Source organism: Streptomyces sp. Je 1-79 (assembly GCF_025195125.1).
Lineage (GTDB): Bacteria > Actinomycetota > Actinomycetes > Streptomycetales > Streptomycetaceae > Streptomyces.
Window position 1 is genome coordinate 25,271 of the sequence record NZ_JAMGSL010000024.1, and the last position, 12,682, is coordinate 37,952.

The 12,682-nt window shown below is 71.5% G+C and carries 10 protein-coding genes; 3 read left to right on the forward strand and 7 right to left on the reverse strand.

Annotated elements, in window-relative coordinates; all coding sequences use genetic code 11:
• Positions 1-36: 36 nt before the first annotated feature.
• The 4 genes from M5362_RS32570 to M5362_RS32585 form a co-directional block, all read right to left on the reverse strand.
• The gene (locus M5362_RS32570) at positions 37-1,311 is read right to left on the reverse strand and encodes a ricin-type beta-trefoil lectin domain protein (RefSeq protein ID WP_260231564.1); all 1,275 of its coding nucleotides are present in this window, start codon (positions 1,309-1,311) and stop codon (positions 37-39) included.
• Positions 1,312-1,619: 308 nt separating this feature from the next.
• Positions 1,620-2,528, reverse strand: a complete 909-nt coding sequence (gene puuE / locus M5362_RS32575) for an allantoinase PuuE (protein WP_260231565.1) — start codon at positions 2,526-2,528, stop codon at positions 1,620-1,622.
• A gap of 276 nt (positions 2,529-2,804) precedes the next feature.
• Positions 2,805-3,845, reverse strand: coding sequence for a vWA domain-containing protein (locus tag M5362_RS32580; protein ID WP_260231566.1), 1,041 nt, complete (start codon positions 3,843-3,845; stop codon positions 2,805-2,807).
• Between the two features lie 142 nt (positions 3,846-3,987).
• Positions 3,988-4,344, reverse strand: coding sequence for a helix-turn-helix domain-containing protein (locus M5362_RS32585; RefSeq protein ID WP_260231567.1), 357 nt, complete (start codon positions 4,342-4,344; stop codon positions 3,988-3,990).
• Positions 4,345-4,407: 63 nt separating this feature from the next.
• Here M5362_RS32585 and M5362_RS32590 point away from each other — a divergent pair, with 63 nt between their 5' ends.
• The 3 genes from M5362_RS32590 (at position 4,408) to M5362_RS32600 (ending at position 8,527) form a co-directional block, all read left to right on the forward strand.
• Entirely contained in the window at positions 4,408-5,250 is an 843-nt protein-coding gene (locus tag M5362_RS32590; RefSeq protein WP_260231568.1) for an SDR family oxidoreductase, read from the forward strand.
• 237 nt (positions 5,251-5,487) lie between these two features.
• Positions 5,488-6,768: an extracellular solute-binding protein gene (locus tag M5362_RS32595; RefSeq protein ID WP_260231569.1), complete on the forward strand. Its 1,281-nt coding sequence runs from the start codon at positions 5,488-5,490 to the stop codon at positions 6,766-6,768.
• Between the two features lie 322 nt (positions 6,769-7,090).
• Complete coding sequence (locus tag M5362_RS32600; RefSeq protein WP_260231570.1) at positions 7,091-8,527, forward strand: carotenoid oxygenase family protein; 1,437 nt, start codon at positions 7,091-7,093, stop codon at positions 8,525-8,527.
• A gap of 115 nt (positions 8,528-8,642) precedes the next feature.
• Here M5362_RS32600 and M5362_RS32605 read toward each other — a convergent pair whose 3' ends face one another.
• The 3 genes from M5362_RS32605 to M5362_RS32615 form a co-directional block, all read right to left on the reverse strand.
• Positions 8,643-10,772, reverse strand: coding sequence for a xanthine dehydrogenase family protein molybdopterin-binding subunit (locus tag M5362_RS32605; protein ID WP_260231571.1), 2,130 nt, complete (start codon positions 10,770-10,772; stop codon positions 8,643-8,645).
• 79 nt (positions 10,773-10,851) lie between these two features.
• The gene (locus M5362_RS32610; RefSeq protein ID WP_260231572.1) at positions 10,852-11,850 is read right to left on the reverse strand and encodes a xanthine dehydrogenase family protein subunit M; all 999 of its coding nucleotides are present in this window, start codon (positions 11,848-11,850) and stop codon (positions 10,852-10,854) included.
• Positions 11,847-12,416, reverse strand: a complete 570-nt coding sequence (locus M5362_RS32615) for a 2Fe-2S iron-sulfur cluster-binding protein (protein WP_260231573.1) — start codon at positions 12,414-12,416, stop codon at positions 11,847-11,849. Before M5362_RS32615 ends, M5362_RS32610 begins: the two co-directional genes overlap by 4 nt.
• Between the last annotated feature and the right edge of the window lie 266 nt (positions 12,417-12,682).

Below are 12,682 nucleotides of genomic sequence, written 5' to 3' on the forward strand. Positions count from 1 at the left end.
GCCGCAGCGGGAGGCGAGGGCGTGAACTCCCGTACCTCAGCCCACCGTCCACTTCTGGTTCGCCGTTCCGGAGCAGGTCCACAGCTGGAGCCGCGTGCCGTTGGCCGAGCTGTTGCCGGTGGCGTCCAGGCACTTGTCGGCCTGGGGGTTGACGATGTCCCTTGCCGCGGTGACGACCCAGCGCTGGGCCGCGGTGCCGTTGCACTCCCACAGCTGGACGAGGGTGCCGTCCGCGGTGCCGCCGGAGGCCGCGTCGAGGCATTTGCCCAGCGCCCTGACCGTCCCGTCCGCGCCGACCGTCCACTGCTGCGCCGCGGTCGCGTTGCAGTCGTAGAGCTGCACCGCCGTGCCGTTGGCCGTGCCGGCGGCGGCGACGTCGACGCACTTCCCGCCGAATCCGGTGATCCGGCCGCCGGTGCCGGGACCGTCGCCGGTGGTGACGCGCACGTGGTCCACGACGAGCTGTTGCGGGAAGACGGTGGAGCCGTCCGGGTCGCCGGGCCAGTAGCCACCCACGGCAAGGTTCAGAATGAGGAAGAAGGGCTTGTTGAAGACCCAGCTCCGGCCGCCGAGATCGGCGGGCGTGCGGGTCTGGTACACGTTCCCGTCCACCGACCAGGTGATCCGGTCGGGGGCCCAGTCGACGGCGAAGGTGTGGAACGCGTCGGCGAACGCCTGTCCGCCGGGCAGTGTGTAGCCGGCGCCGATGCCGCCCGCGCCGGAGTAGCCGGGGCCGTGGAGGGTGCCGTGGACGGTGGAGGGTTCGAAGCCGACGTTCTCCATGACGTCGATCTCGCCGGAGTTCGGCCATCCGACCTGGCCGAGGTCGTTTCCGAGCATCCAGAACGCCGGCCACATGCCCTGGCCGCGGGGCACCTTCATCCTCGCCTCGACCCGGCCGTACTGGGCGGTGAAGCGTCCGGCGGTGTTCAGCCGGGCGGAGGTGTACTCGCACCGGCCGTACCAGCAGGTGTAGTTGCCGGGGTTCTCACGGCGTGCGGTGATGACGAGATGGCCCTGGCCGTCGAGGGCGGCGTTGGCGGTGCCAGCCGTGTAGTACTGCCGCTCGTGGTTGTTGACGTTGTCACCGGTCTCGAGCTGCCAGCGGCCGGCGTTGACGGCGGAGCCGGCCGGGCCGTCGAACTCCTCGGCGAAGGTGACGGCGGCGGCCTGGGCGGCGGGCACCGCGCGTGTGTCGTCCGCGGCGGCGGGCCCGGGGACGGCACCGGCGATGCCGAGCAGCAGGGCGGCGCCCGCGAGAGCGGACAGGACCTTGCGCAGGGGCCGGCCGGGTGGGCGGGAGGAGTGCATGGCTCTCTCTTCCGTCGGATGGTGTGGGGGAGGGGGGAGCAGGACGGCAGACAGACGGTGATCCGATCATGGGCATGACAGGAAGGGCGACAATCCGCTTTGCCGCCCACATGATTTAAGAAGTAAGTGAAGTGCCCGTCAAGGCTCCGGAGCGCCATTGCCTCAACAGGCCTGCCGGGCGAGGGATCGGCAGCAGCGGAACGGGGGCCGCCGGACGCCCCTCCGCGAACGACGACCGAACTGAACGCACCTGATGGTCAGTTGAGCGCGAGATCTACCCGGCGGCGAGGCGTGTCGGCGCTCAGGTCTCAGCGTCGAGGCGGGTGCGTGGCGAGCCAGTGGCGCGCGATCTGCTCGCGTGTGGTGACCCACGCCCCGCCCCGCTGCGCGACGTGTCGCAGGAAGCCGTCGAGCGCACGGATACGGCCGGGGCGGCCGATGATCCGGCAGTGCAGGCCTACGCTCATCATGCGCGGCCGGTCGGCACCCTCGTCGTACAGCGTGTCGAAGGTGTCGACGAGATACGTGAGCATGTCGTCGGCTGTCGTGAAACCGTGGACGAGAAGGAACTTGAAGTCGTTCGCGTCCAGGCTGTACGGCAGCACGAGGTGTGGCCGTCCGGCTGCCTCCACGTAGAACGGCAGGTCGTCCGAGTAGTCGTCGCTGTCGTAGAGGAATCCGCCTTCCTCGGCGACCAGGCGCCGCGTGTGGGGGCTCGTCCGGCCGGTGTACCAGCCGACGGGCCGGCGCCCGACGAGCCGCTCGATCGTGGCGATCGAACGCGCGATGTCCGCCCGCTCGGCGTCCTCGGGCACATGTCGGTAGTCGATCCAGCGCCAGCCGTGGCTCGCCACCTCCCAGCCGGCGTCGCCCATCGCCCTCGCCGCATCCGGGTTGCGGGCCAGCGCCTGAGCGACGGCGTAGACCGTGAGCGGGACACCGTGCGCCGCGAGCGTACGGCGGATGCGCCAGAAACCGGCGCGCGAGCCGTAGGCGAACATGGATTCGACATTCAGCTCGCGCCCCCCGACGACAGGCGGTGCGCCGACGAGCTCGTGAAGGAACCCCTCGGAGGCGGGGTCGCCTTCGAGAACGTTCTGTTCACCGCCCTCCTCGTAGTTGAGGACGAGGCTGACGGCCACGCGGGCGCCGCCGGGCCAGGTGGCGTGCGGCGGCTCGGCGCCGTAGCCGACGAGGTCACGTGCATGCTCGGACACGGGCGGCACGCTACCGCCACGCCGCGATGCCGGGACGGGGCGACGCCGCGTCCTGCCGTCATCAGCCCCGACCGGCCGCACGGCAACACGGCCGGTACCGCCACGGATTTTCACCACGCCGCCTGCGCGAAGCTCCCGCTCAACGGTCGCGCTCAACGGCGACGCGCCACCCGTCCCGGCATCCGGCCGACCGCCACCCACCTGCTCCTCAGCTCTGGCCCGCACCTCACCCCCGCAGCCGCGCGCAGGCGAGGAACCGTCAGGGCGGACGAGACGTCAGAGCATCAGCAGCAGCCGCGTGTTCGCCACGAGCTTCCGGTTCACGCTGGTGCTCTGCACGAAGATCGTGAAGTCGTCGTTGTGGTCCGGCCTGACGCGAACCTCCACGTCCGGCAGCCCGAGCAGCGCTCGTGCCTCGGGCCCGGTGTACACCCGGTCCGTCTTCTTCTCCAGAACCGCGATCTTCTTCTGCGCCTGGACCTTCTCCGACTTGCTCAGCTGGTAGAACGCGCCACCGGTGCGGTACGTGTGCCCGCATTCGACGACCCAGTCCCGGATGCCCGCGTCACGAGCCACCGGGATCAGCTGGTACCCCGCCGGATCCACCGGGACGAGACCGGCCGCCTTGACGGTGTCCTTGTTCACGGCCTCCGCGCCCGTGGAGAACACCGCCCGCGATCCCCGGATGCCCTGGGCGCGGCCCACCATGAACTTCTCGGTGGCCTGCTGGATGACCTGCCCGGCCTCCTCCAGTCCCTGCGTGCTCGTGGCGTCCCAGATCGCGACGTTGTCCTTCGGGAAGCCACCCTGCATCGCCTCGCGCTTACCCATCTGGTCCGGGACAAGGACGGCCAGCGTCCAGTTGTCCTCCTGAGTCCTGATCATCTCGGCCACGGCCTCGACCAGTTCACGCGGCTTGGTGGAAGGCGCGTCCGGGCAGCGATGGCTCGCGTTCTCCTGTCCGTCGGTGAGCACGAACGTCAGGAAGCTGTGGTCGCCGTACAACTGGGCCGTCTGCGCCAGCTCCCGCTGCGACTTCAGCGCGGCCGCCAGCAGTGCCGTCATCCCGCCGACCCGGTACAGCTGCTTCAGGGACGGCATCCGCAGCACGTCCTTGTCGTAGATGACGCACTCCACCTTGTCCGCGAAGACGTACACCGTGACGCGGGTCTCCTGCTCCAGCTCCCTCGACCGGCGGGCAAGATAGGCGATCTGCTGGTCGGCGACCTCCACGACCTTGCCGCTCAGGTGTGACATGGACGAACTGGCGTCCAGCACAAGGGCAACGTGGTTGATGTAGTTCTGGCTTCCGGACATGACGGCTCCCCCTCGTTTCTTCCGACTCGATGCCTCTACCGTCTCACCCACCACTGACAATCGATCTTGGTTCCGGGGTGGGCCCAAGAGCCATCCGGCCAGGGACGGCCCGGCATCCGCCGCTCGGGAGCAGGGGTTGGCTCTAGCGGGGGAGGGGCGCGTCCTGGCCGTCGGCGGGGGAGGCGGGGTCGGGGATCGAGGCGGCCCACTCGGCCATGGCCTCAAGTACGGGCCCCAGGCCCTCGCCGAGCGGCGTGAGGCGGTACTCCACGCGCGGGGGGATCTCGGGATACGCGGTCCGTGTGACGAGGCCGTACGTCTCGAACTGGCGCAGACGGCTGGTGAGGGTGTGCGGGCTGATGCGCGGGAGCGCCATGCGCAGCTCGGTGAAGCGGTGGGGGCCATGCAGCAGCTCGCGCACGATGAGCGTGGCCCACGGCCCTTCGAGCAGGGCGAGGAACCGGGCTACACCGCATTCGGGGAGGGTAGGAGTGGGCACATTTCCACTGTAGCCCATTAGTGCAGTTGAAGTAACTGGTGCATCACATGCACTAATGGGTCCATGAACTACGTGATCCACGGCGCCACCGGCGCCCAAGGTGCCCCTGTCGTCGCAGCCCTCACTGCCAACGGCGCGTCCGTCACCGCCCTCACCCGCAACGCCGACGCCGTCGTCGTGGGCGCACAGGTACGGGCGGTCGACCTCGACTCCGCCCACGCACTGGCCGACGCCTACCGCGCCGCCGGCGGCGTCTTCGTCCACCTCCCCCTCGGCGGGGAGGAGGACCGGCTGAGCCACGCCCGCAACATCGTCACCGCCCTGAACATCGCTCGCCCGGGCCGCGTGGTGTTCTCCACGAGCGGCGGCACGCCCGTCGAGCTCGCCGACCGAGCGGTCACGAGCGTCATCGACGGACTGAAGGAGAGCGGGCTGTCCCACGCGGTCATCGCACCGCGTCTGTTCCTGGAGAACCTGCTCCTGCCGCCCGTCCTCGCCGGGGCCCGCGAACAGGGCGTGCTGCGCTACCCGCTGCGCGCCGACCACTCTGTGTCGTGGGCCTCGCACCTGGACGTCGCCGATGCCGCGGTCGCCCTGTTCGACCGCCCGGAAGTCACCGGCGTGATCGAGGTCGGCCGGCACCCGGCGGTCACCGGACCCGAACTCGCCGAGGCGTTCGCCGCCCACCTGGGACACGGCGTCACCTGCGAGGCGCTCGCCCCCGCGGCGTTCGGCGACCTGCTCGCACCTCTGCTCGGCAGCGACGCGGCCGCGGGTGTGGCGGGACTGTACGCCTTCCTGGGCACGCTCCCGGACAACGCCATCGCCTCCAGCCGCTCCGCCCAGCGACTGCTCGGCCTGAACCCGCGCACTACCGCCCGGTGGCTGACGGACATGGGTCAGTAGCTTTACCCCGGAAGGGCCCTGGGGCTATCCCTTCGTCAATGCTCCATCCGGGAGGTGTATGGGACATTGCGGAGGACTCTACGCGCGTCGGAATCGGTGGCGGCATATTCGAAAACACCAGACCTGACCCGCGCAGTTGGAGCAATGGCCACAACCTCTCGACAGGGGGCGCCATTCGTCCCGAGCCAGGAGAGAATTCCGGACGCACTGTCCAAAAAGAATCAAGAGGAATGATCCGTGCGACCAAGACTCTTCGGCGCGACCGCCTCCGTGGCCGCACTCGCACTACTGGGCTCACTCGTCACCGCCTGCGGTTCCTCCGGGAGCGACGACGGGACGACACTGCGCTTCGTGGCCGCCGAATACGGCAACAGCCCGGCGACCAGCTCCAAGGCGTACTGGGACGAACTGACCGCCGCCTTCACCGCCGCCCACCCCGGCAAGAAGGTCGAGGTGACGCTCTACCCGTGGGCCGACGTCGACCGCGAGGTCACCCGCCTGGTCAAGGAGGGCAACGCTCCGGACGTGGCCCTGATGGGCGCGTACTCCGACTTCGCGGCGCAGGGCCGCCTCTACGCAGCGAGTGAGCTGCTGTCGGTCAGGGCGGAGGCGAATTTCCTGCCGCCGCTCGCGGAGGCGGGTTCGGTCGGCAACACCCTCTACGGGCTGCCCTTCGTGGCCAGCAGCCGGCTGCTCTTCTACAACGAGAAGCTGTTCGACAAGGCCGGAGCGAAGCCGCCGAAGACCTGGTCGGACCTGGAGGACGCGGCCAAGGCGCTGAAGAAGGAGGGTGTGCTCTACCCGTACGCCCTCCCGCTCGGACCGGAGGAGGCGCACGCCGAAGCTCTGATCTGGGAACTGAGCAACGGCGGCGGGTACGCCGGCAGCAGCGGGGGCTACAGCATCGCGTCCGAGCAGAACACGCAGACGTTCCGCTGGATCAGGAACCACCTGGTCGCGCCCGGCCTGACCGGACCGGTCCCGCCGGCCGAGCTCAATCGGCAGGACGCCTTCGCCGCCTTTCTGCGCGGCGACGTCGGCATGCTCAACGGCTATCCCTCGCTGCTCCACGAGGCGAGGGCGAAGGGCATCAAGGTCGGCACGCTCAGCATGCCGGTGTCGGACTCGCTGAAAGACGGGCAGGCCTTGCCGTCGGCGGGCGTCGCCGACTGGATGATGGCCTTCAAGCGCGAAGGAAATCGCGAACTGGTGGGCGCTTTCCTGGAATTCGTCTACGAGGACAAGAACCTCAGCGAATTCGCCGGGCGTTACCACCTGTTGCCCTCGACGGTCTCCGCGAGCCAGGCCTCCAAGGACGCGGCGGCGGACCCCAGCAGCGAGCAGTTTCTGAACGCACTGCGCGGAGCCGAGCTCTACCCGGTCAACGAGCCGTCCTGGCTCCAGGTCAGCAACACCATCAAGCGGAACATCGGCAAGGCCGTCGCGCCGTCCGCCGACCCGAAGGCCGTGCTGGAGGACATCTCCCGGGAGGTCCAGGACATAACGAAGCAGACGTAGGCGACCACCGGAGCCGCGCCGTACCCGCGTCCCTCTCTCCCGCCTCCCGCTTCCCGGCCCGACGGGTCACCGGGGATTCGGCCCTGCACGGGCTGCGAGGGGGGCACGCGCGCCGGGCGAGGGCCCACGGGTGCAGGGCGAGCGGGCACGGGCGCGCCGAGCGAGGGGCACGGGCGCCGAGCGAGGGGGACGCGCGCCGGGCGGGGGAGCACGGGCGCGCCTGGCGTCACAGTCCGGGGCGCGTTTCACTGGAAGGTGCCGTACACGCGTGCCGCGGAAGGGCCGATCCGCCGGCCCCGCCGGGCGCACGCCGGGAGGTCCGGTGAGCACACACACCCCACCACGCTTCGACCCGACCCGGGTACCCCACCTGCTGGGCTCGTTCGCCCCGGTGACCGAGGAGGTCGACGTCGCCGACCTGGAGGTGACCGGCGAGATCCCGGCCGCCCTGGACGGCCTGTACCTGCGCAACGGACCGAACCCTCGTTTCACTCCGATCGGCTCGTACCTCTACCCCATCGACGGCGACGGCATGCTGCACGGCGTCTGGCTCTCCGAGGGCCGTGCCCGCTACCGCAACCGCTTCGTCCGGACCCCCGCGCTGGAGGCCGAGGAGCGGGCCGGCCGGGCCCTGTGGGGAGGGCTGGCGTCGATGATCACGCCGGACGCCGAACAGGTCGGACCGGAGCTCGCGGGTACGTTCCGGGACCTGCCGGACATCAACGTCGTGCGGCACGGCGGCCGGATGCTCGCCCTCGCCGAGTCGGCCTGCCCCTTCCGTATCGACGCGAACCTGGCGACCGTGGGCCGCGAGGACTTCGGCGGTGCCCTGCCCGCGGGCATCACCGCGCACCCCAAGATCGATCCGGTCACGGGAGAGATGACCGTCTTCTGCTACGGCCTGGAGCCGCCGTATCTGACCTGGTCGGTGATCGCCCGCGACGGAACCGTCAGCCGCGGACCCACACCTGTCGACGGCGTCGACGCGCCGATGATGATCCACGACATGGCCCTGACCGACCGCTACGCCGTTCTCGTCCTGGCCCCGGCCTTCTTCGACCTCGGCGCGGCCATGGAAGGCGGCTCGTTCCTCGCCTGGCGGCCCGAGCACGGCACCCGCGTGGCGCTGATCCCGCGCGACGGCGGAACCCCGCGCTGGGCGGCCGACGAGGCCTTCTGGCTCTGGCACACGGTGAACGCCTACGACGACGGCCCCGGCGAGGACGCTCCGGTGGTTCTGGACTACGTGCAGTGGAGCCGGCTCACCGTCGGCGGGGCACCCGAGGATTCGGAGCACCAGGTGAGGAGCGGTCTGGTGCGCGCGCGGATCGATCCCGCGGCCGGCAGCGTGGCCCGCACGCTGCTGGACGAAGCCCGGGTCGAGTTCCCCCGTGTCGACGACCGGCGCATCGGCCGACGGCACCGTCACGCGGCGCTCGCGACCGGGACCGGACGTGAGGATCTGCTGACGGGGGAGTACGACGCCATCCGCTGGTTCGACACCGAGACGGGTACCGCCCGCGTCTGGCCTGCGGGGGACCTCTCCGTCGGCGAACCGGTCTTCGCCCCCGAACCCGGCCAGGACTCCGAGGAGCACGGCTACTGGCTGACCTACGCCACCGACCGTACGGACGGCTCGAGCTGGTTCCTGGTGATCCCCGCCGAGGACCCGGCCTCGGGACCGGTGGCCCGCGCCCGCATCCCGGTCCGCGTCCCGCTCGGCCTGCACGGCTGCTGGCTGCCGACCGACGGCGGATGAACAGGGCCGGTGCTGGGCGGCACCCGAGTGGCACGGCGCGGACAGCCGCACGGTCCAGACCGGGACCCGGGCTTACGCCCTGAGATGAGGCGGACGGCCGGGCTCGGGCGGGACCTCATGCCGGTGCGCCGCCCGGGAGCCCGGCCGGTCGACGCGTCAGCACGGGCAGGAGCCGGTCCGGCGTCAGGGGCAGCTCGCGCAGCCGCACGCCGACCGCATGGTGGACGGCGTTGGCGATGGCCGCGGCCGTGCCGACGATGCCGATCTCCCCGATGCCCTTGCTGCCCATCGGATTGAGGTGGGGGTCGTGCTCCTCCAGCCAGTGCGCCTCGATCCCGCGCACGTCGGCGCACGAGGGGACGTGGTAGGAGGCCAGGTCGCGCTCGGTGTAGTCGCCGAAGACGGGGTCCATGGTGCTGTGTTCGGTCAGCGCCATGCCGAGCCCCATCGTCATCCCGCCGATGAACTGGGATCGGGCGGTACGCGGGTTGAGGACACGGCCGACGGCGTAGACGCCGAGCAGCCGGCTCACCCGGACTTCTCCGGTGACGCAGTCGACGTGGACCTCCGCGAAGTGCGCGCCGAAGGCGTGGCGGGCGTAGGGGGACGTCCGTCCGGCCTCTTCCTCCGTGTCCGCCTCGGCGGTCACGCCCTCGGGCGGCAGCGGGCCGGAGCGGGCGGCCAGCGCGTCGCGCAGGGCCGTGCAGGCCTTGTGCACGGCCGAGCCCCAGGAGGACGTTCCGGAGGAACCGCCGGCGACGGGGGCGTCGGGCAGACGGCTGCAGCCGAGCTCGACGCGTACGGATTCGAGCGGTGCCCCGAGGGCCTCGGCGGCGATCTGGGCCAGGACGGTGCGCGCCCCGGTGCCGATGTCGGTGGCGTCGACCCGTACGACGTGGCTGCCGTCCGGCGCGGCGTGCGCCGAAGCCTTGGACGGGCCCAGGAGGAAGGGGTACGTGGCCGAGGCGACGCCCGTGCCGGACAGCAGGTCGCCCTCGCGGCGGAAGCCGGGCCGGGGGTCGCGGCCCTCCCAGCCGAAGCGCCGGGCGCCCTCCCTCAGGCACGCGGCCAGACCCCTGCTGCTGAAGGGCTTTCCGCTGTCGGGCTCCGCGTCGGGCTCGTTGCGCAGCCGGAGCTCCACCGGGTCGACGCCCGTCGCCTCGGCGAGTTCGTCCATGGCCGTCTCGAGGGCGTACATACCGGATGCCTCGCCGGGCGCACGCATCCACGAGGGGGTCGGCACGTCCAGGGCCACCACCCGGTGGCCGGTTCGGCTGTGGGGGGAGGTGTACATGGTGCGGGCCGGGACGGCGGCCTGCTCCACGAACTCCTTCACCGTCGACGTCTGAGTCACGATCTCGTGGGCGAGGGCGCCGATCACACCGTCGTCGGACGCGCCGATCCGGACGCGCTGGACCGTGGGCGCGCGGTGGCCAACGACCGCCGCGAGCTGACGGCGGGGCAGGGCGAGCCGGACCGGCCGGCCGGTGTGCCGGGCGGCCATCGCGGCGAGGACGGCCGGCGGCCGCGGGGTGCCCTTGGAACCGAAGCCGCCTCCCACGTACGAGGAGTCGACCGTGATCCGCTCCGGTGGCAGCCGGAACAGCGCCGCGAGGACGTCCCGTACCGTGGTAGCCCCCTGGCTGGAGTCGTACACGGTCAGCTCGTCGTCGTCCCACCAGGCCGTGGCGGCGTGCGGCTCCATCGGATGGTTGTGCAGGGCGTCCAGGGTGTACGTCTCGTCGAGCCGTACCGCCGAGGCCGCGAAGGCCGCGTCGAAGTCGCCGCGCTCCCGCACGGCCGGATGGCCGCCGTTGGCCTCCTCGGGCGTGTAGAGGCGCGGATGGTCGGCGTTCAGCCGCACGTCGTGGTCCTCGGTGGTGTAGTCGATCCGCAGCGCGTCGGCTGCGGCGCGCGCGATCTCCGGGGTGTCCGCGACGACGAGGGCGACGAACCAGCCCCGGTGGGGGACGCGATCGTCCTGGAGCAGGGCGAGTGTCGGGTCGTCGGCCTCGCCCAGGCGGGGCGCGTTCTCGTGGGTGAGCACGGTGTGCACGCCGGGATGCCGCAGGATCTCCTCCGTGTGCACGGCGGTGACGCGGCCGCGCGCGACGGTGGCGGGCACGGGCCAAGCGTGGAGACAGCCGGGCGGGGTCCGGTCGGCGGCGTAACGGGCCTCGCCCGTCACCTTCTTCCGGGCGTCACGCCGGACGGCCGCCGCGGGTCGCACGGGTTGGCTGGTCATGGCGTGGTGCCTCCTCCGGTCGTCGTACGGTCGTGTCCTCTGCTGTGCGCCGTCCCTGTCGTGGGGTGGGCGCCCGATGTCACGGGCGGGCCCCGGCGCGGGACGCGAGGTCGCGCAGCACGCTCACCACGAGGTTGCGGGCGAGGGGCACCTTGAAACCGTTGTCGCGCAGCGGCTCGGCAGCGGCGAGTTCGGCGTCGGCCGCCCGCTCGTACGTCTCGGAGGTCGCCGGTGCTCCACGCAGTACCTCCTCCGCCTGGCCGGCCCGCCAGGGTTTGTGGGCGAGGCCGCCGAGGGCGATGGCTGCGTGCTCCACGCGGTTGTCCTCGACGGTCAGGACGACGGCGACCGAGGCGAGCGCGAAGGCGTACGAGGCCCGGTCGCGGGCCTTGCGGTAGGTGCTGTGCGCACCCGGCGGGGGCGGGGGCAGGGTCACGGCCGTGATGAGCTCGCCGTGCTCGATGACGGTGTCCCGCTCCGGGCGGTCGCCGGGCAACCGGTGGAACGCGGTGACCGGCACGGTCCGCTCGCCGGCGGCTCCGCGCAGGTGGACGTCCGCGTCGAGCGCGGCGAGGGCGACCGCCATGTCCGACGGATGCGTGGCCACGCAATCGGCGGAGTGGCCGAGCACGGCGAGGTCGCGGTGTACGCCCTCCCGGGCGGGACAGCCCGAACCTGGCACGCGCTTGTTGCACGGCTTCGACGTGTCCTGGAAGTAGAGGCAGCGGGTGCGCTGGAGCAGATTGCCCCCGGTGGTGGCCGCGTTGCGCAGCTGAGGGGAGGCGCCGGCCAGGAGTGCCTGTGAAAGCACCGGGTAGCGCGTGCGCACGACCGGATGGGCCGCCACGTCACTGTTGCGCGCGGTCGCACCGATGCGCAGACCGCCCTCGGAGGTCTCCTCCACGCCGTCGAGTGCCAGACCGCCGATGTCGACGAGCAGCGGCGGTCCGGCGACCCCCAGCTTCATCAGGTCGACGAGGTTGGTACCGCCCGCGAGGAACTGGGCGCCAGGGTGGGCGGCGAAGTGATCGAGCGCCTCCTCGGCCCGCTCCGGCCGCACGTACGCGAAGGGCTTCACCGGGCGGCCTCCTCGATCGCGTCGACGATGTGCGGGTAGGCGCCGCAGCGGCAGATGTTCCCGCTCATACGCTCGCGGATCTCGTCCGGGGTGAGGGGCACCGCCTCGCCCGGTGGCTGCTCCGCTGGTGTGACGTGCGACGGATGCCCGTGCGCCGCCTCGTCCAGCAGGGCGACGGCCGAGCAGATCTGGCCCGGGGTGCAGTATCCGCACTGCAGGGCGTCCCGGGCGACGAACGCGTTCTGGACCGGATGGAGCCGGTCGCCGTCGGCGAGGCCCTCGATGGTGGTGACGGACGCGTCGTGGCAGGCGACCGCGAACAGCAGACAGCTGTTCACGCGCCGCCCGTCGAGGAGGGTGGTGCAGGCCCCGCACTGCCCGTGGTCGCACCCCTTCTTCGACCCGGTGAGGTCGAGATGGTCCCGCAGCGCGTCCAACAGCGTCGTGCGGTTGTCGACCTGGAGCGTATGGCTCGTACCGTTGACCCGGAGGGTGACCGTGGAAGTCGTGCCAAGACCGGGGGCGGCCCCGGTCTCCGGGCCGCGCCCTGCTTCGGCCCTACGCATGGCGTGATGCCTCACGACGGGCACGCCGAGCGGTCCGGGACCGCTTCCCGCCCGCGATTTCCGCGCGGATGATCACGGTCCGCTCCACGGCCTGCCTCCTCGCCCTCGCCTTCACCTTCGTCGACGTTATGCGAGGTCCGCCTTCCCCGCCTCCCACGACCCGTACGCCGATCCGGGGGTTCCACTCGCACGCACCGGCTTGTCTGTGGGCCTGCCACGGCTCCGCCTCCTCGGCTCGGATCGCCTCCTCGGCCTCCGGCGTGATG

What these genes read in the sequence shown, in the direction of transcription:
- M5362_RS32605 (WP_260231571.1), bottom strand. Translation starts at nt 10,772, where the DNA reads ATGACCAGCCAACCCGTGCGACCCGCGGCGGCCGTCCGGCGTGACGCC.
- M5362_RS32615 (WP_260231573.1), bottom strand. Translation starts at nt 12,416, where the DNA reads ATGCGTAGGGCCGAAGCAGGGCGCGGCCCGGAGACCGGGGCCGCCCCC.
- M5362_RS32570 (WP_260231564.1), bottom strand. Translation starts at nt 1,311, where the DNA reads ATGCACTCCTCCCGCCCACCCGGCCGGCCCCTGCGCAAGGTCCTGTCC.
- M5362_RS32580 (WP_260231566.1), bottom strand. Translation starts at nt 3,845, where the DNA reads ATGTCCGGAAGCCAGAACTACATCAACCACGTTGCCCTTGTGCTGGAC.
- M5362_RS32590 (WP_260231568.1), top strand. Translation starts at nt 4,408, where the DNA reads ATGAACTACGTGATCCACGGCGCCACCGGCGCCCAAGGTGCCCCTGTC.